General features: G+C 33.7%; 22 protein-coding genes and 1 pseudogene. 9 read left to right on the forward strand and 14 right to left on the reverse strand.

Translation table 11 applies throughout. The features are described 5' to 3' along the window. Positions 1-144: 144 nt before the first annotated feature. Complete coding sequence (locus tag DI487_RS13165; RefSeq protein ID WP_109570051.1) at positions 145-939, reverse strand: class I SAM-dependent methyltransferase; 795 nt, start codon at positions 937-939, stop codon at positions 145-147. Between the two features lie 105 nt (positions 940-1,044). Between DI487_RS13165 and DI487_RS13170 the strand changes: the two genes are divergently transcribed. Then, on the forward strand, positions 1,045-1,977 hold the full coding sequence (locus DI487_RS13170; RefSeq protein ID WP_109570052.1) for a peptidylprolyl isomerase: 933 nt from the start codon (positions 1,045-1,047) through the stop codon (positions 1,975-1,977). Between the two features lie 100 nt (positions 1,978-2,077). Here DI487_RS13170 and DI487_RS13175 read toward each other — a convergent pair whose 3' ends face one another. Next, positions 2,078-2,692 (reverse strand): DUF6515 family protein, encoded by a 615-nt coding sequence (locus DI487_RS13175; RefSeq protein WP_109570053.1) that lies wholly within the window; start codon positions 2,690-2,692, stop codon positions 2,078-2,080. Between the two features lie 199 nt (positions 2,693-2,891). Between DI487_RS13175 and DI487_RS13180 the strand changes: the two genes are divergently transcribed. Both DI487_RS13180 and DI487_RS13185 read left to right on the forward strand, forming a co-directional pair. Then, the gene (locus DI487_RS13180) at positions 2,892-3,395 is read left to right on the forward strand and encodes a hypothetical protein (RefSeq protein ID WP_109570054.1); all 504 of its coding nucleotides are present in this window, start codon (positions 2,892-2,894) and stop codon (positions 3,393-3,395) included. 13 nt (positions 3,396-3,408) lie between these two features. Further along, positions 3,409-5,082 carry an ABC1 kinase family protein gene (locus DI487_RS13185; RefSeq protein WP_109570055.1) on the forward strand — a complete coding sequence of 558 codons (1,674 nt, stop codon included), beginning with the start codon at positions 3,409-3,411 and terminating at the stop codon, positions 5,080-5,082. 4 nt (positions 5,083-5,086) lie between these two features. Here DI487_RS13185 and DI487_RS13190 read toward each other — a convergent pair whose 3' ends face one another. Beyond that, the gene (locus tag DI487_RS13190) at positions 5,087-5,569 is read right to left on the reverse strand and encodes a DinB family protein (protein ID WP_245896402.1); all 483 of its coding nucleotides are present in this window, start codon (positions 5,567-5,569) and stop codon (positions 5,087-5,089) included. 42 nt (positions 5,570-5,611) lie between these two features. Then, positions 5,612-6,166 (reverse strand): thioredoxin family protein, encoded by a 555-nt coding sequence (locus DI487_RS13195; protein WP_109570056.1) that lies wholly within the window; start codon positions 6,164-6,166, stop codon positions 5,612-5,614. 110 nt (positions 6,167-6,276) lie between these two features. Here DI487_RS13195 and DI487_RS13200 point away from each other — a divergent pair, with 110 nt between their 5' ends. Together DI487_RS13200 and DI487_RS13205 are read left to right on the forward strand one after the other, a co-directional pair. Further along, a complete protein-coding gene (locus tag DI487_RS13200; protein WP_109570057.1) occupies positions 6,277-6,729 on the forward strand; it encodes an Mpo1 family 2-hydroxy fatty acid dioxygenase in 453 nt (150 codons plus the stop codon). Further along, positions 6,719-7,062 (forward strand): annotated as a pseudogene (locus DI487_RS13205) (tRNA-binding protein). The gene DI487_RS13200 and the pseudogene DI487_RS13205 overlap by 11 nt, the downstream one beginning before the upstream one ends. 62 nt (positions 7,063-7,124) lie before the next feature. Here the strand turns inward: DI487_RS13205 and DI487_RS13210 are convergent. Next, on the reverse strand, positions 7,125-7,370 hold the full coding sequence (locus DI487_RS13210; RefSeq protein WP_109570058.1) for a hypothetical protein: 246 nt from the start codon (positions 7,368-7,370) through the stop codon (positions 7,125-7,127). 156 nt (positions 7,371-7,526) lie between these two features. On the opposite strand from DI487_RS13210, the gene miaE reads away from it, so the two are divergent. Next, entirely contained in the window at positions 7,527-8,114 is a 588-nt protein-coding gene (miaE, locus tag DI487_RS13215) for a tRNA-(ms[2]io[6]A)-hydroxylase (RefSeq protein WP_109570059.1), read from the forward strand. Positions 8,115-8,149: 35 nt separating this feature from the next. Further along, on the forward strand, positions 8,150-8,944 hold the full coding sequence (locus DI487_RS13220; protein ID WP_109570060.1) for a cation transporter: 795 nt from the start codon (positions 8,150-8,152) through the stop codon (positions 8,942-8,944). A gap of 17 nt (positions 8,945-8,961) precedes the next feature. On the opposite strand, the gene DI487_RS13225 is transcribed toward DI487_RS13220, so the two are convergent. Then, entirely contained in the window at positions 8,962-10,179 is a 1,218-nt protein-coding gene (locus DI487_RS13225) for a glycosyltransferase family 4 protein (protein WP_109570061.1), read from the reverse strand. 114 nt (positions 10,180-10,293) lie between these two features. On the opposite strand from DI487_RS13225, the gene DI487_RS13230 reads away from it, so the two are divergent. Both DI487_RS13230 and DI487_RS13235 read left to right on the forward strand, forming a co-directional pair. Next, entirely contained in the window at positions 10,294-11,334 is a 1,041-nt protein-coding gene (locus DI487_RS13230; RefSeq protein ID WP_109570062.1) for a GMP reductase, read from the forward strand. 82 nt (positions 11,335-11,416) lie between these two features. Further along, positions 11,417-11,935, forward strand: a complete 519-nt coding sequence (locus DI487_RS13235; protein WP_109570063.1) for an NUDIX hydrolase — start codon at positions 11,417-11,419, stop codon at positions 11,933-11,935. Between the two features lie 37 nt (positions 11,936-11,972). Here the strand turns inward: DI487_RS13235 and DI487_RS13240 are convergent, their stop codons facing one another. From DI487_RS13240 to DI487_RS13280, 8 genes are all read right to left on the reverse strand, one after another. After that, a complete protein-coding gene (locus DI487_RS13240) occupies positions 11,973-12,434 on the reverse strand; it encodes a hypothetical protein (RefSeq protein WP_109570064.1) in 462 nt (153 codons plus the stop codon). A 158-nt stretch (positions 12,435-12,592) separates the two neighbouring features. Next, positions 12,593-13,570: a hypothetical protein gene (locus DI487_RS13245; RefSeq protein ID WP_109570065.1), complete on the reverse strand. Its 978-nt coding sequence runs from the start codon at positions 13,568-13,570 to the stop codon at positions 12,593-12,595. Positions 13,571-13,925: 355 nt separating this feature from the next. Further along, entirely contained in the window at positions 13,926-14,282 is a 357-nt protein-coding gene (locus DI487_RS13250; RefSeq protein ID WP_109570066.1) for a hypothetical protein, read from the reverse strand. 177 nt (positions 14,283-14,459) lie between these two features. Continuing rightward, the gene (locus DI487_RS13255) at positions 14,460-14,879 is read right to left on the reverse strand and encodes a c-type cytochrome (protein ID WP_109570067.1); all 420 of its coding nucleotides are present in this window, start codon (positions 14,877-14,879) and stop codon (positions 14,460-14,462) included. Between the two features lie 112 nt (positions 14,880-14,991). Next, positions 14,992-15,492, reverse strand: a complete 501-nt coding sequence (locus tag DI487_RS13260) for an FmdB family zinc ribbon protein (RefSeq protein ID WP_109570068.1) — start codon at positions 15,490-15,492, stop codon at positions 14,992-14,994. 143 nt (positions 15,493-15,635) lie between these two features. After that, positions 15,636-16,100 (reverse strand): hypothetical protein, encoded by a 465-nt coding sequence (locus DI487_RS13265; RefSeq protein WP_109570069.1) that lies wholly within the window; start codon positions 16,098-16,100, stop codon positions 15,636-15,638. Positions 16,101-17,056: 956 nt separating this feature from the next. Beyond that, positions 17,057-17,593 carry a hypothetical protein gene (locus DI487_RS13275; RefSeq protein WP_109570071.1) on the reverse strand — a complete coding sequence of 179 codons (537 nt, stop codon included), beginning with the start codon at positions 17,591-17,593 and terminating at the stop codon, positions 17,057-17,059. Between the two features lie 158 nt (positions 17,594-17,751). Then, positions 17,752-18,744 (reverse strand): PIN domain-containing protein, encoded by a 993-nt coding sequence (locus tag DI487_RS13280; RefSeq protein ID WP_109570072.1) that lies wholly within the window; start codon positions 18,742-18,744, stop codon positions 17,752-17,754. Between the last annotated feature and the right edge of the window lie 179 nt (positions 18,745-18,923).

Below are 18,923 nucleotides of genomic sequence, written 5' to 3' on the forward strand. Positions count from 1 at the left end.
AACAATAAATACAATAACAGTCTTGTGAAGGGGGGATCGTTGCTTACAACAGAGTGTTGTAACGAGTTAATAGAAATAAAAATTTCTTGTCAGTGACAATTTAAGAAAAAAAATCGTAATAAAAAGTTAATTTTTTAAACTTAATTATTTTTTTACAATTAATGAATAAAGCATCGGGATTTTATTTTCTAAATGCTGAATTCTGTATTTGCCTTTTTCAAATTCGATCGTCTTATTGAAACAATTATAAGGAGAATAATCAAATTCCTGAAAATCAGTTAGCGTTAAACCGTTTTGGAGTAAGGCAGTAAGGACTTCTGCTAAGGAATGGTTCCAACCTACATAATCGGTTTTGATGTCAGCCTCTTTTTGGGCATAGGTTCCGGTATACGATTCTATGATCGGTCTTTCGTTATGATAATGGTAATTAACTTTTGTAAAATCATCATCAAACATCCATACTACCGGATGAAATTCTACAAAGACCAGTTTACCTCCTGGTTTTAAACATTTTGAAATGACTTCAGCCCATTTGTTCAGATCTGGTAACCAGCCGATGACACCGTAACTGGTATAAACGATATCAAATTGTTCTTTAATATATTCCGGAGTGTCATACACATTACAACAAATGAACCGGGCATCTAACCCTAATTGGTCATTCAGTTTTCGGGCTTCTTCTATAGCTTTATCAGAAATGTCTATTCCGGTAACCTGAGCTCCCATGCGTGCCAGAGACAAAGAATCTTGACCGAAATGGCATTGTAAGTGCAGGATTTTTTTACCGGAGACATCTCCTAAGAGTTTCAGGTCAAGATCAGGCAGCGTATTCTTTCCGTTTAAAAAACCTTCCATATCATAGAAATCAGAATCAATGTGTACCGGAACTTTAGTGTTCCAGGTTTGTTTGTTGATTTCAAAATAATTTTCGTAGTTCATTTTAAATCGTATTACCGGTGATCAGGATTGCTAAAAGATGTCCTTTAGGTTCAAAAATAGTCAAAAAATATTAGTATTTTTGCCACTCAACTAAAAATTACAATAATGCAAGACGGAATTTACGCAAAATTTAATACGCCAAAAGGTAGTATTTTGGTGAAATTAACTCACGATAAAACACCGGGTACAGTTGGTAACTTTGTCGGCTTAGCTGAAGGACATTTAGAGAACAATGTGTTACCAATGGGAAAACCTTATTACGACGGACTTACATTTCATAGAGTGATTCCTGATTTTATGATACAGGGAGGTTGCCCTCAGGGAACCGGAGTAGGCGGACCTGGATATCAGTTTGATGATGAATTTCATCCTGATTTGGTTCACGATGGTCCCGGGGTATTGTCTATGGCAAATGCAGGTCCCGGAACGAACGGTTCTCAATTTTTTATCACGCACGTTCCGACTCCTTGGTTAGACGGAAAGCATACCGTATTCGGACATGTGGTGGAAGGACAGGATGTAGTGGATGCTATTGCTCAGGGAGACAGAATTGATTCTGTAGAAATTATAAGAGTAGGTGAAGAAGCAAAGAAATGGAATGCTATTGAAGCTTTCAGAACGTTTGAAGGATCAAGAGAGCAACGTATTGCAGAAGAGAAGAAACAAGCAGAAGAAGCTCTTGAAAAATTAGCTGCCGGTTTTCAAAAAACAGAAAGTGGCTTACGCTACCAGATTATTCAAAAAGGAAACGGTAAAAAGCCGCAAAAAGGAAGTAAAGTTTCCGTACATTACCAAGGTGCTTTAGATAACGGAATGGTTTTCGATTCTTCTTATAAAAGAAAAGAACCAATTGAATTTACTTTAGGTGTAGGTCAGGTAATAGAAGGTTGGGATGAAGGAATTGCTTTGTTACAAGTAGGAGATAAAGCTCGTTTTGTGATCCCCTCTTATTTAGGTTACGGAAGCCGTGGAGCAGGAGGAGTTATTCCACCTAATGCAACATTAGTATTTGATGTAGAATTGATGGATGTGAAGTAAGCTTTTATCCTTTAATTCAAAAGATAAATGAAAAATCCCGAAGACTACAGTCTGTCGGGATTTTTTGGTTTTGAGGTGTGCTAATTTAAAATTTAATCTACTAATTTACATATCCTATAACCTGATAAGCACGTTCTCCGTTATAGTATATTTTACTGTACAGAATTCCATTGTATTCATAGTACGTTTTACCGTCTACAATCACTTTTTCATAATCGACAGGGATCGCATACACAATAGCTCCGATAGGAGGGTTTACAACAGCATATTCGTTTCCGGAACTTATGTAATAAGTTCCTTCATAATAGAAATACGTTCCGCTGTTGATCGTTACAATAATGTAGCCTACCGGTAAAATGGTAATGTGCAATCCGATCGGCGGAGCTGTACGAACATAGTTATGGTTTACTCTTTTATAATAGAAGCCGGCATTCGTGTAATATTCGTTATTTTGATGCACAATCTTACGCATATCACGATTGTTGTCATCTCGTACAACAACTACTTTGGGCTCATTTCTTTTATAAGTTACCTGTTCTCTATCTACATTATAAGGTTTAGGTTGATTGTCAACAGAAGTAGATCTGGGTTGTTGAGTCCTGCCATCAGTTCTCTGAGGATTAGCTGTAGAAGACGATCTTCTGTTCTGAGCATTTGTTCCTACGAATGCAGCTAACAATAAAGCTGTCAATCCTATTTTTTTTAGTGCTTTCATACTTGTTTAAATTTTAGTTGATTAAATTTAAAACTCATATCAAATATACAGATAAAAGAAGCATGATTAAGCAACAAATAGATGAATTCCGTGATTTTATAGATGAAATTACATATTAAATAGATAAGAAAAAACTGTTGTATTCAATTAGTATTAAGTAGAAAAATGTTTTGTATTTTTACAAGATAAATTTTAAAATATGAAGTGCATCTTTTCTCTTTTAATTTTCTTTTTCTCTTGGAACTCTTTTAGCCAGATTCAGCATTGCGGTTACGATTTTACGTCTTATCTGGTGGTGGATGTTCACGAAAACGGAAAAACGGAAAATGTAAAAGAGTTAAAAATCTCAATTGTAGATGAAAACGGAAATGAAGTAGTCAATGTGAATAATTTGTACAGTTGGAATAAAGCCAATCTGCCGATGGTGTTTACTCAGAATTATCTGGTGAGTAATGAAGGCGAAAAGGAGCGTTATTTTTTTCCGTACGCAAAAGATCAATATTTTATTTCGGTTACCAATACATTTCCGGCAGAGCAATTCAGTATAAAGATCGAAGATCCCAATGGTATCTATAAAAGTCAGATGCTTCCTTTACAGAGTTATAACCTTTATATCTTATGTTCGGCGGAAAATGAGCGTCAAGCACGTTCTTTCGGTCCGAGAAGTAACCGACCGATTGAGGTGGTCTTAGAAAAAAAGTAAAGAAATTATAAGTATGAGTGTTTTAGATAAAAAACAGGCAAGCCGATACAAAAAACTGGCAATGGTGTTAACCCAATACGGTTTTGAGGATTTGATTGCCGCTTCCGGCTTGTTCAATTACCTGCCTGTTTCTTATTTGGAGAAACATCAGGCTTTAAAGCAAAATTTAGAACATTCTACTTATGAAAGAATACGGATGGTTTTGGAAGAACTGGGACCAACGTATATTAAATTCGGTCAGATATTCAGCAATAGAGAAGATCTGCTTCCGAAACAGTTGCTGGAAGAGTTAACAAAATTACAGGATAAGGTTCCGGCTCGTGACAGTATTGATATACGGGTGTTATTGGAAGCCGAATTTGAAATTGATCCGAACAGTTATTTTCAGCAAATAGAAGAGGAACCTTTGGCAGCTGCTTCTATAGCTCAGGTTTACAGAGCAACATTAACAAATGGTGAAAAGGTCGTTTTTAAAGTTCAGCGACCGGATATCAAAGAAGTCATTGAAGCCGATATTGAGATCATGAAATCGCTGGCTAAGACTTTGGAAAGTTACAGTGCAACTTTACAGTCTTTTCAGCCGGTGAATATGGTAGAGACTTTTGAAGAAAGTATTTTAGAAGAACTTGATTTTACCCGGGAATTATCCAATTTAGAGCGTTTTGCTCAAAATTTTGAAGACGAACCTTATTTACATGTTCCAAGAGCTTACAAAGAATTGTCGAACCGACGAATAATTTGTATGGAATATATTGAAGGAATCAAGATCAGTAATGTTGTTGCTTTAGACGGATTAGGGGTTGACAGAAAGGAATTAGCGAAAGTAGGTGTTGATCTGTATTTGAAACAAGTTCTCGAATTCGGCTTTTTTCATGCCGATCCGCATCCGGGTAATTTATTTTTCTTGCCCGATAGGGAACAACTGTGTTTTATTGATTTCGGGATGATGGGGAGAATCCTTACTTCTGAACGTGAATTACTGGAAGACCTGATCCTGTATTTTGTTAGAAAAGATACCAAAAAGATCATCAGTACCGTTGAAAGGATCGCCATAAAATGTGATATCGCCGACAGAAAAAAAGTAGAATATGAACTGAATAAGCTTTTAGGTGAAGCTGATTCCATGAAACTTCAGGATATTAAACTGGAAGAAGGAATCGGGAAGTTCAAAGAGATCCTGACTGAGAACAAAGTCGTTCTGCCGCATTATTTGTATATGTTGATGAGAGCCTTGTTAATTATTGATGCTATCGGGTTAAAACTTGATCCGGAATATAGTCTGATGTCAAATGTGGAGCCGTATATCACATCGATCATCAGCAGAAGGTTCAGTCCGAAACGCATTTTCAATAAATTGGTCAAACGCTTTGAAGAGATTTATGATCTGGTTGATAATCTGCCTTCGGATCTTAAAGAGATCTTAGAAAAAACAAAACGGGGAGAATTAAAAATAAAGCATGAAGTTCACGGACTTGAAGAGATGCGTGATACTATTCAAAAAGCTAGCAACCGTTTAGTTTTGGCCGTCATTATAGCAGCCTTATCCATCGGTTCGTCCATATTGGTTTTTGCGAATATGCCACCTAAGATCTACAACGTTCCTTTTTTAGGTTTTGTCGGTTTTATAATTTCCGGTTTGTTGAGTCTGCGATTAGCATATTCTATTTTTAAAAGCGGAAAGTATTAAAAAATTAATCCCAAACATTTGGTCGGTCAACTCCCATAGCTCTTAAATACGATAAAAAATTGCCGGCATGGACGGCTTCGTGGTAACCGATACGCAATAAATAGTCTCCGAGTATTTTCTTTTCACCGTTTCCGGGATGGATGATCTGATTTTCTGAGAGTTCTTCAGCAGAAAACTTTTTGATACTATCCAGAAATTGTTCTCGATAGGGCTGAGCAAATTCAAGTTCTTCATTTACATTCCGATACGGACGATTTTCCCACGGTGTTGTATAATGCGTCATATCTCCTTGATTGATAATAATATTCCAGCCATAATCAGCTTCCAGAACATGCCGAATCATTTGAATAGCGGTCATAGCCTCGTTATCCGGTTGCCAATGGTAATATTCTTCAGGTAGCGCTTTCCAAAGTTTGATGCTTCTTCGCCTGATCTCTGATAGATTTAAAAGTATAAGTTCGGTTTGTGTCATGATTTTATTCGGCATTTAATCTACTGTTCAGTCCGGTATTTAGTGAGACTATAGCGTTTATTTCCACTTAATATTACAACCCATACTTGGTTTTTGATCTTCGTCAATTTTTCGGTTATATAAGATAGTATCTATAGCCGCACGTAAGTCACTACCGCTTACGGGAATAGAATTTCCCGGGCGGGAATCATCGAGTTGACCTCTATACACCAGTTGGTCGCGATTGTCAAATAAATAAAAATCAGGGGTGCAAGCAGCATCATAAGCTTTAGCTATTTCTTGTGTTTCGTCATACAGGTAGGGAAAGTCAATTCTGTTTTCCAAAGCAAAATCAGCCATTTTATCAGGAGCGTCCTGCGGATAGTTCACTACATCATTACTCGAAATCGCCACCACACCAATTCCCTGCACCCGGTAATCATTAGCGATCATGACAACTTCGTCAATTACATGTACAACATAAGGACAGTGATTGCAAATGAACATAACTAAAGTACCCTTGGTTCCTTTTACGTCATTATAAGTATATGAATCATTGAAATTAGTTGCGGGTAATTTAAAATCAGGCGCTTTTGTGCCAAGCGGAAGCATATTTGAAGGTGTTCGAGCCATTTTAAGATGTTTATAGTTTGTCGGTTTGATGAAAATATGAGATTCTCTTTTTATTATACGCTATAATTTTTAAATTAGTTACACCAAAAACAAAATAAATAAGAACGATCATGAGAACATTACAGGACTGGTTCGGAGAGTATAGCCAAAGCCACCAAAACAAAACCAACAAAGCGATTCACTATATTTGTGTACCGGCTATTTTTTTATCTATTGTAGGATTGTTGATGAGTATTCCTAACGGAATATTACATTTTTTACCGGCATTTTTAGCCAATTGGGCTTTTGTAGCCTTAGTATTCGTATCAATATTTTATTTCCGATTATCCGTAAAAATGGGATTTCAGATTGTTCTGTTCTCATTGGTATGTTTGCTGTTGAATTATTATATTGCACAATATGCAACGCTATGGAAAGTTTCGTTGCTGATTTTTACAGTGGCTTGGATCGGACAATTTTATGGACATAAAGTAGAAGGTAAGAAACCTTCTTTTTTTAAAGATTTACAATTTTTATTAATCGGCCCGGCATGGGTCTTACATTCAATTTTTAATGGAAGATAATCAGATTTCTTGGAGTGATTTTGAGAAAGTAGATATTAGAGTAGGAACTATTATAGCGGTAAATGATTTTCCGGAGGCCAGAAATCCGGCTTATCAGCTAACCATTGATTTCGGAGAAGAGATCGGTGTTAAAAAATCATCGGCTCAGATAACCGATTTATACCGGAAAGAAGATCTTACAGGCAAACAGATTATAAGTGTAGTCAATTTTCCGAAAAAACAAATAGGGAAGTTCATGAGCGAATGTTTGGTACTGGGTTAGTGGGAGAAGGAAAAGAAGTTACCCTTTTATCGCCTGATTTTAAAGTCAAGAACGGATTGCGCCTGGCTTAGAAATAATAAAAAATCCCGAACTGAATTCGGGATTTTTTATATAACGCATTGCAAGTTCTTGTTTATTTTTCTTCTTTCTTTTCTTCTTCAGAGGTGTTAATATCAATTTCTGTTTTCTTTTCTCCGTCCTGCGTTGAAAACTCAACACCGTCTTCGCTTACACTTAGCGAAGTTCCGTCAGTTTCTTCCTGTTGCGGTGCAGCCTCTTGCTCAACAGCTACGTTTTCCGGACTTTCTTCTTTTTTTTCGTTGCAAGCGACTATACCTAATAGTGCAATTCCTGCGATAACTAAACTCATTTTCTTCATAATAATTTGATTTTTAATTCTTTCGCAAGTTAGCTCTGTTTTATCCCAAACGTTTTATAACATTTAGATAGTTTGTTATATAATTTTAATATTTCATAGATAATAGTAATTTTGTGGCTTAATTCGCTTTACATTTAAAGTTAATATTTTTTATATATGTTTCGTTTAAAATTACCTACTGATCCGCGTTGGGCAAACATAGCCGAAGGAAATTTAGAAGAGATCTTATCAGATCACGCCTGGTGTGAACAAAAAGCAGCGACTAATGCCATTAATTTAATCATTAATAATTCCGAAAAGCAGGATCTGGTAGAAGAAATGCTGAAAATTTCTATTGAAGAAATGGAACATTTTAAAATGGTTCACGATATCATTATTCAACGCGGCTATGAGTTTAAACGCGAACGAAAAGATGATTATGTTAACGAATTGTTGAAATATTTAAAAAAGAATCAGGACGGTTCAAGAGAATCCGGACTTATTGAGCGTTTGTTGTTTGCTGCTATGATCGAAGCACGTAGCTGCGAACGTTTCAGAGTGTTGAGCGAGAACATTGAAGATCAGGAACTGGCACAGTTTTACCGTGAATTAATGGAAAGCGAAGCGATGCATTATACTTCATTCATCAATTTTGCCCGTAAATATTCAGAAACTATTGATGTTGAAAAACGTTGGAACGAATGGTTAGAAGCTGAAGCAAAAATTATTCAAAACTACGGAACGAAAGAAACGGTTCACGGATAAACCAAATCCTAATAATGCTAAAGGCGAGAGCGTGAATGGAAAAAACTATATTTGAGATAACAAAAATGGATTGTCCTTCGGAAGAGCATTTAATTCGAATGAAATTGGATGGAATTCCATGTATCGCAAATTTAGATTTTGACATACCTAACCGCAAATTAACCGTTTTTCACAGCGGTCAAATTGATCAGATCGAGAGATCAGTCTCGGAATTGAATTTAGGAGGTAAAAAGATATCGACTGAACAAGTTAAAGAAGTCCGTTTTGAAGACAATGCTGACCAGAAAAAGGTACTTTGGACAATACTCGGAATAAATTTTGCTTTTTTCATTATCGAAATGATAAGCGGATTTGTGTCAAAATCAATGGGATTGGTTGCAGATAGTTTGGATATGCTTGCCGATTCTTTTGTTTATGGGATTAGCCTTTTTGCCGTCGGAGGAACTTTAATAATGAAAAGCAGAGTTGCAAAACTTGCCGGATATTTTCAGATAACCCTTGCCATTATAGGATTCATAGAAGTATTAAGAAGGTTTTTAGGAGTTGCTAAATTACCGGATTTTTCAACAATGATTATCGTTTCAATTTTTGCACTTATTGCAAACGGAATTTGTTTGTATCTACTCCTTAAATCAAAAAATAAAGAAGAAGCTCACATGAAAGCCAGTATGATCTTTACTTCAAATGACGTGATTATCAACTTGGGCGTAATCATAGCGGCAATTTTAGTCAATGGGTTTAAGTCAAATAAACCGGATCTGATTATTGGTACAATCGTTTTTGTTTTAGTGATTCAAGGAGCAGTAAGAATATTAAAACTTGGAAAATAATAGGATTGAAAATTACATTATTTATTCTTTAATTCAATCCATTTACTCATAAACTTAGTACTTTGAAGAGATTGATGTTGCAAAACGTGTCCTAAAAAGTTTTGTCGGCGATGTGCTTCCAAGTTTTCCAGTAAATGCTGTATTCTGTTTTGAAAACGAGATGTAAATAGTTCTCTGTCAAATTCGTTTCGGAGAATTACAAAACCGTTTTGCCGGCATTGGTTCCAAAGACTTTTGTTAGTATACAATTCGACTGCTTTTTCTACAAATTCCGATTCGTCATCAGCAATACAACCATTCCAGAGATCGTTGTGTTTCATAGCTTCAGCGCCTATTTCGGTAGTGACATTCGGCAAGCCGAAAAGCATACTTTCCAGCAATTTTCCTTTTAATCCCGCACCATACGGAATAGGAGTCAGTAGAACTCTGGCTTTTGAGAAGACTTCTTCAACACTGTTGGCTCTGCCTTTAATTAAAAAGCCTTCTTTTTCATTGTGCAGTTGGTAAACTTTATCGGTAGCATAAGCGCCATAAATATGCAATTCGGCTTGCGGAATTTGTTTTTTGACGGATTTCCACAGTTTTTTCAATTGTAGCACCGTTTGCCAATTGGGCTCGTGCCAAAAGTTACCGATACTTACAAAATGTTCTCGTTCCGAAAAACTTGGCTTGTCTGAAAGTATATGAGTTTCGACTAAAAACGGAAGATATTCTAAAAGAACCGGATCAACTTTAAAAGTCTGCGTTAACAATTCCATTTCAAATTTAGAAATGATCAGGCTGAGGTCACAACGGTAGATCGAAGCCAGTTCGCGTTTAAACGTATCGTTGAGGTAATCGTCAAAACGTAGCGTTCGGTTCTGCCTGAAAGTGGTTTCCCGAGCTTTTCGCAAAAAATGCAAATCTTCGGTATCCAGAATCCGTAAGGCATCCGGACAATTTTCGGCTACGCGCCAACCGAATTGTTCTTCGATCATAAAGCGGTCGAAAATTACCACATCAGGATGCAGTTTTGTAATCAGTTCGTCAAAACTGTCGTGATTCAATTGAATGGAATACGCTGCAATATTCCATTGGCTGACATCAAAGGAAAATTCATTGGCTGTTGCCGCCGAAAGAAAAGAAATCTCAAAATTCATTTCCTGAAAAAGAGTAATGAGCTGCAACATTCGGCTTCCGGCTGCTGTCGATTCCGGTTCCGGCCATACACTTCCTATGATAACGAGTTTTTGCATGCCACAAAAATAGCTTTTTAAGGCTAATTGTTGATAAATTATGTGCTTTCTTGATAACTAAATGTACTGTAAAAAGCACTTTATCGTAATTTTATAGAAACAAAATGGTATCGCATGAGAATAGAAACAGACTTAAAATTGGGTTTTAAAGATGTTATGATTCGCCCTAAACGTTCAACACTAAGCAGTCGGTCACAGGTCAATTTGGAACGCGAATACAAATTCAGGCACAGTCCGTTCGTATGGAAAGGAGTACCGATCATGGCGGCTAATATGGATACGGTGGGAACTTTTGAAATGGCATTGGCATTGGCTCAAAAAAGTATGTTTACGGCTGTTCACAAACATTATTCGGTTGCCGAGTGGAAACAATTTATGAGTGAAGCTCCGGAAGCCATTGAGCAGTGTATAGCGGTAAGTACGGGAACGGGAAAAGAGGATGTTGAAAAGGTGCAGCTCATTTTTGAACAAAATCCGAGGTTACAATTTTTATGTATTGATGTGGCCAATGGCTATTCGGAACATTTTGTGGAATTTGTAAAGAAAATGCGGGCTCTTTTACCGGAAAAAGTCATTATTGCCGGAAATGTAGTGACAGGCGAAATGGTAGAGGAACTGTTGCTTTCGGGCGCCGATATCGTAAAAGTGGGCATTGGTCCGGGTTCGGTTTGTACCACACGTGTTAAAACAGGAGTAGGCTATCCACAGTTGTCGGCAATTATTGAATGTGCCGATGCAGCTCACGGATTGGGCGGACACATTATTAGTGATGGCGGTTGCAGTATTCCGGGCGATGTGGCGAAAGCTTTCGGTGCGGGTTCTGATTTCGTGATGTTAGGCGGAATGTTAGCAGGACACGATGAAAGCGGCGGCCAATTGATCGAACGCAACGGCGAACGTTATAAATTGTTTTACGGGATGAGTTCGGCTACAGCAATGGAAAAACATGCGGGTGGTGTTGCGGAATATCGCGCCAGCGAAGGAAAAACGGTGGAAGTTCCGTATCGTGGTACTGTGGAAGATACCGTTTTGGATATTTTAGGCGGTTTGCGAAGTACGTGTACGTATGTGGGCGCTGCTCAACTGAAAGAATTGTCTAAACGAACGACTTTTATCCGGGTAAGCGAACAGGAGAATCGGGTTTTTACGAAGTGAGAAGTCGAAAGTCGAAAGTTGAAATAGATATTTCTTAGTCTTACCTTTGTTTTGAAGTTAAATACAAACGAATATCATAGAAATGACATTTTTTAAATACTGTCCGAATTGCAGATCCGATCATTTTGAATTTACGAATACGGTTCGTTTTCATTGTTTGGATTGTGATTTTACGTATTACCATAATATAGCAGCTGCGGTGGCGGTTGTGTTTACGTTTGAAGATCAAATCTTGTTTACGGTGCGCAATGTGGATCCTGATAAAGGAAAATGGGATTTACCGGGCGGATTTATCGATCCGGGTGAAAATGCGGAAGAAGCGGTTTGCCGGGAAATTCAGGAAGAATTGGGATTACAGATTGTACCGAAAGATTTGAAATACATCACGACTTCGCCTAATAATTATTTGTATAAAAGTGTTCCCTACCGAACGATGGATATTTTTTATGAATGTCCGTTGGCAACCGATAGTATCGGAATCAATGCCGAAGATGAAATTCAGGATTTGATTTGGGTAAGGCGTTCCGAGATTACGTTAGAAAATATCGGTTTTGTTTCCATTCGAAAAGTGATTGGGGAACGGTTTTTAGGAAATTCTTGACTAAGCTATTTATTTTAATTGCTGTTAACAGCAGTTTTTATTTATGTTTATCTCTATTTAATTCAATAACTTTTTCAGTATATTTCATAAACTCTTTTTTTTCTTCAATCGAAACATGCTTTATTTTAAATCTTGCAAAATGCAAATCAGCAATTGTTTCAATATCTAGTTGACCTACAAAGTATTGTTTTGTTATATGATTTATTAAGTCATTTAAATTTTTTTGATATAGTTCGGCTCTTTTTTTAGCATTTTTATTTCCGATTGTTAATTTCAATCTCTCAATTTTTGAACGATTCAATGTAAGATAAGATAAATCAGCAGGAATACTAGAAATGGTCTGTTTATTTACTTTCCCTTTTCCGAAACAATATGCACATTTTCCAGGTAACCATTCTAATTTTTTGTTGAGTCTTTCAATATCATTATTGTCAACAAAACCTTTGCCAAGACATCTTGGGCATTTTTCTGTTGGCTTTTTAAATAAATTAATTAGCATGATTTTTTCAAAATTGCTGTTAACGTCCCGTCGGCTTTAAGAGGTTGGGGATTTTTGTTCCCAAACCATTCCGTTAAGACTGAAGTCAAATATACAAAAAGACCGTTCCATTATACACTCAAACCCCAATTTCTTAAAACCGCTGTTGTAGGAAGTGCTTATAATTCATGTTTTTCCAATCCCAAAGCAAATCCTAAAGGCAAAGTTATGTCTCCCCAACGAAACTCAGAATACATATCACTTTCATCATGATTGTTGGAGCAGATAATTATCATATCATGTCCTTTCTTTTTTAATTCAGAAAGTTCCTGTTCGTAGATTCTATCACTTGCAACCAAGACTATGTTATCATTATCAACTAGTCTATCTAGTTCTTCAAAAATCTCAAAAGCAATAATTTCATCTGACTTGTTTATGAATATTCTAACTTGATTACCGTTCTTAGTTTCAAACTTTAAATTATCGTAATCGATTGTAATTTTATGTTCTAATCCAAATGAGCGACTCATGAACAAAGTGCAGTTGATTATTTTTTTCTCTGTTTTGAACTGATTATAAAAATCTAAAATATTTTTGATTATTGTAATAAGATCGGGTTTCTGTAATTCTTTGTCTGGCCATATATCTGAATATAATTTAATTGCTCTATCTAAAGCTTTTTCTAAAAAGATGCCATCTATAATTATAGAAGTATATTCATTTACTTCTTTAAGCATATGTTCAATTTTGCCTGCTAAATTTTTATCGAAAACTTTAGTTTTAAAATCTTGGGATTGAATTTTCTCTTTATTTATGGAAATGATATATTCCTTATTACTATTAACTTTCCAGGTTTTAATTTGGTCTGGAAGAAATAAAAAAAGATGTTCGTTTTCACCATCAATTATGTATATGAAAAGGATGAAGTTGCTTTGAACATATTCTATTGGAATTGTTACAGATGTATTTTTTTCATTTAAGCTTCGACCTTTAGATTGAACAATTAGATACTTGAGTTTATGTTTAGTTGTTTTTTTTATAATATATAAATCCGAACCATTTTCATCAAAAGAGAGCTCATTAACTTTAAATCCAAATCTTACAAGCTGAGAGTAGATATAAGATTGAGCTTGTTTTTCTAAAGGTTTATTATCCATTATTATCGCAATATTGGTTTAGCATTTCCTACAACAAGAATATATCATCAAATATATACAATTTTTATTTATAAGTATAGGAATTATTTTTCAAATATAAAGCTTTATTGAAAGTCTTTTTTACGGTTTTCCATAAATGGAAACAATTTTTATGGTATTGAAGATAAGAGCAATACAAAAATAAAATTCAGGATTTGATTTGGGTAAAGCGTTCCGAGATTACGTTAGAAAATATCGGTTTTGTTTCTATTTGAAAGGTTATAGGGGAGTTTTTGGGATTAGTAATTTAGCAACTACAAATTAGTGACGATTGATCCGAGTCATTTATTAAACTGCTATTTCGATGGCTGTATGATCAGAATTTTACGTTTTTTTTGTATCTAATGGCATCAACGATTTCTAAATCTTGTTTTTTTGTTTTTGCCACCCAAATTGTTTCTTTATGATTTAGATATTTCCAAGTGTATTGATAAACTATACTATCTGTGATTATTGACTTTTTATTTACTATTCCACCTTGAAATTCATTTAGTGAATTATTAATATTAAAAGATGTTATTTCGTCTGCCTCCGATTTAAAGTATACTTTATTTGCAAAATCTAAATTTTTTCCAATCAAGTCATCTATAGTTTCAACTGGTTCGTGAAAGGCATCAAAATACCATATTCCAACAGCAGAAAGTATTAAAATAAGTAAGGCTATTTTTTTCATTGTTGGATAAAGGTATCAAATTTTCTTCATAATTTTTCTAAATTACAATCAAGGTTTTTTACTGTAAAGGAACACTGTAAGCCAAATCAAAATAGATAGAATTCAAAAAAGGTGTATAATTTTTGAAAAATTCTTGACTAAAGTCATTACTTGTATCTAGTTCGCTATTGTACACAATTATTCATTAGAAAAATACCTGCAATATTGATAAATTTTTGAAATTTCATCATCATTAAGTCTTTCATTCCACATCTTTTGATGGTAGTCTTGTCCAAATTCAATTTTCACTGACGATTTTTTTGCTGCAGGACTATTTTTTGACAACCAATTAAAGAAAATTAAGGAGTCGGTATTCATTAAGTTTGGTCCAGTAAAATTTCTCCTAATATGATGGCAAGCAGAGCAATTTTCATTAAATAATTGTCTCCCAATGGATTGGTTTTCGGTTAAACTTTTTGTACCACAAATGGGAGCCAATGTAGGTATTTCATGTTCTATTTCTCTTTTAGATTCTCTAAAGAAAATATAAGCTAAGATTAAAATTGATGAAAATAGAATGAAAAATGAAAATGATATGATTACTTTTAAACTTCTCATTTATAATTATATACAATGATATTAGGTTATAAAATAGTTGAGCTTCTTTAAAAACCAATTTTCAACAAATATAAGTAAAGCTATAATTTACTAATGACGTTGTCAGTTGTTTTTACTCCTTTAAAATATTCAGTACCTTATTTTCGTTAATTACTCTATCAATAAATTCTATAATAACAGGATAATACAACGTTAGGAATTTGTCATTTTGAGTAATATGTCCGGAATTTTTAATTATATCCATCGCTCTTTTAAAATCGACAGCATCAATGATTGAATTAGGTTCTATAACATTCCAATCGTCCCAACCTTTTCCTTCATTGAAGTCTTTAATAAAATTAGGCAGTGATTGATACTCCTCTTCACTAATTCCTTCATAATGCCAATATTCTAAATAATTTTCAAATTCACCATCTTCAAAATGAATTGCTAGTTTTTCATCTCCAAATTCTGCCCAAATGAATTTTTCTTTTGCTCCGCAACATTCTTCAGAACCACAAACAGGACATTGCGTGAGATTTTCATTAAATCGAGCAATGATTTTGAAATCATAATGAAACTCTCGGTTGTTTATTATACAAGAGTATTGATATTCTTCATAATCTACTTTCATAATAAATACCTTTTCTTTTCTAATAAATAGTGATAATATCAATAGCTAAGCAAACAAGTGAGATCAAGCAGAAATTGATATAGCTTTAATTTTGTAAAAAACTTAGTCTAGCGATTGCTTGTAACAGATAACCAGCTAGCTTTTTATTTTAGAATAATGAATTTCTTCATTAGCCAATCTAAATCAGAATTGCTTTTAGGCTCTTCTAAAAAACATATATTAAGGATTACTAACTCACCATCTATTTTACCAAAGGATAAAATTTTAAACTTAAATTTGTTACATGATGTACATTTATATTTTATTCCGGTAAATTCATTTCCATCTGAATTGAATACTATTTTACCTAGTTCATTACCTTTAACTTCTTTTTCAAATGGATTTATTGCATCAGCCATTTTTTGTTCATTTCCATTAGGTTCTTTTTTTACAAAAATCCATTTTGCATAGAATGTATCAGTTAAAATTTCGTTTTCACCGAATGATTTTATTGTCGAATTAAACTCAATTTTAGTCTTTCCATAATTGATGAAATTTGTTTTTATCTTCTCTTGAGAATAGCTTAGAAAGCTAAGTAAATACAAGATTAAAATGTAATTTTTTTTCATGTTCTTTTAAAATGTGTATGTGATTATCCTCGGCTACAAATTAGTGACGTAGAGCCAAGTCGGAGCCATTTTATTAAACTGCTGTTACTTACTGGTTTTTTAGTTTGAATAAAGTTTAAGTAATATTTTATTATTTAACATAAAATATCCACCGTTTGTAAGTCCTACTGAACTAAAAAAATGTGGTGGGAAGTCAGTATAATTATCCATTTTGCTCAATTCATTCTTAATATCGCTTTCTAACCAGTCAAAATCATAAACATCTTTTCTTCCTGTCGAAATTGTCGAAAGCTTGGAGTTGTTAATTATTAGTTTGTTGAAAGTTTCACTGTCAAAATAAAGAACTGCTTCTAATAGTCTTTCTGAAGGACCGGGAACTGTTAGTCTTTGATTATTTCCAGAATTGTCTATTAAAACGTATTTGAATTTTACTTTTTGGGTTTATAAGTGTTTAAGTCAATTAATTTTCCAAGTTTATTTTTGTCAGTTGAAATTATGGTAGATTTATTTTCATTAATCTTAGTATTACTTTCTTTTTTTTCAGTTTGATTACACGATAATATAAATGTTGTAAAGATAAAAGGTAATAATATTTTTAGTGTTTTTATTGTCATTTTTATACTTATCTGTAAGTATCAAATATATGTAACTTTTTCTTTATAAAAAGAAGAATTGTTTTTCAAATGTAATATTTTATTGAAAGTCCTTTTTACGGTTTTCCATAAATGGAAATTATTTTTATGGTGTTGAAGATAAGAGCAATACCGAAAATAAAATTTAGGATTTGATTTGGGTAAAGCGTTCCGAGATTACGTTAGAAAATATCGGTTTTGTTTCCATCCGAAAGGTGATTGGGGAACGGTTTTGTGGGGAGGTTTGATGTTGGTGACGTTCTGTGGCTAAAGAAAGTGGCGAAAAACCACAAACAGAGTCATAATTTATAGACGATGTTTTAATTACCAATCAGAACTTTTACTTTTATAATTACCTTCTAAATAGTTTTTTAAAGACTCATTTAAGTTATTAAAAAATGTTTCAAATTTTGTAGGTATTTCTTCAAAACCTTTAGGTAATTTTCCTTTTTCGTCATAGTATAAAGATCTACCATCTAATAAGCCTGTTGAACTTCCCATAGGGTTTGATATTTTGAGTTCGGTTGGATCAAATTTATATTTTCCTTCTTTGAAAGAAATCTCTATTGTGTAATATGAATCATTATTTACTTTTTTCTTTCCAACATTATAAGAAATGAGTTCATTTGTATATGCGTAAATTCTAATTTTGTCATTCACAATAGTCATTTTTATTACATTATCAGGATCTTTGTAAGTTTCCTTTATCCAATTAATAGTTTTTGAATACAATTCAGAAGAATTTTGATTTATCTCAACAACTACATAATCAGTAAATCCATCTTTGTTAAAGATAAATTTTTCCTGAGAATACATTTTACTTAAAAAATAAAAAATAACAAAAAGATAGATTTTTTTCATAAGTTTTTTTAATATAAGTTACAACGGTATCGGCTATGAGTAGTTGCGTGGGTTAGCACTTAATTTAGCAAGTACGCACCAAACTGAAAATCCGCGAGGATTTTCAGAAGTAGGCGAGAACGAGCAATTACTTATAGCCATTGTTGTGTAACGTTTTTTTAAAATGGTGGTGGTGGCGGAACAGGAATTTTCAAATTCGGTACCGTTCGATAAAATTCATTCAATAATTCCACATTAATTTTATCTTTATTTTTCTCAACAAAATCGTGTAGGTATTCGTTGATGTCTTCATCTTCACTAATCCACAAAATTTGTGAATTATTTAAACTCGCAGAAACGTATTGATTTGCTTGTTCTGTTGAAAAAGACTCAAATTTTGAAAGTTTTTGAAGTAGTTGTCTTGAAGAATAAAAATTCCCACTTTCAATGAGCTTTGAAATTAGAATATCCTTTTCCAATTCTGTCGCTAATTTTATTTCAGGAAAAATATCTTTAAAGAAATCAGATAGCGTTTTATAAAATTTTATTTCAGAAAACTTTTTTCGTTTCCATTCTCTTGCTAGAAATGTATTGAAATTTGTATTGTCAAGTTCTGAAAAATAGTCTTTATCATCTGCAATAAAATATAAATCATTATTGTTCTCAACATTTTCTAACAAGCATTCCCAATTTATTGCATCTCCATAAGATTTGTTTTTTCCAGGCGGATTCCCAATATCATATCTCAATCTGCCTTTTTCAACAAGTTCAGGTGTAGTCGAAACATAATTTGCTTTTTGAAAAAGCATCTCAATTATTTTATCCGCTTGTAATGTATGAGTTTCAATTTTTAACATTAAATTTTTTAGAAGAGATTGTTTTTCTCTGTCGTAATCTTTAATCAACTTTTTTAAAGTTTCGTATTCTTTGTAGTCTTTACAGAACTGAGGAAATTGTGTACTTAATTTTGATTGATTAAATGTTTTTAAAGCATCCGCAAGTTTAGTTTCTCTATTTCTATTAAATTCATTTACGATTTGCTCAGGTAAATGTAGTTCTAATTGGTCGTTGTCCATTAGAACCATCAATTTACTCAGTTCTTCCAAATCATCATTCGAGAAATGATAGAATTTCAGATAAACATTAGTGTCAATAAATAGGTGTATTGCCATAGTTTTTGTCAAATGTTACACAACTAGTAAATATCATCAAATATATATAACTTTTCTTTATAAAAAGAAGAATTATTTTTCAAATATAAAACTTTATTGAAAGTCTTTTTTACGGTTTTCCATAAACCCATACAATTGCTATCCGATTGAAAAGTAGAGAATTAGTCTTTTAGTCAATT

This window comes from Flavobacterium sediminis, from assembly GCF_003148385.1.
GTDB classification, from domain to species: domain Bacteria; phylum Bacteroidota; class Bacteroidia; order Flavobacteriales; family Flavobacteriaceae; genus Flavobacterium; species Flavobacterium sediminis.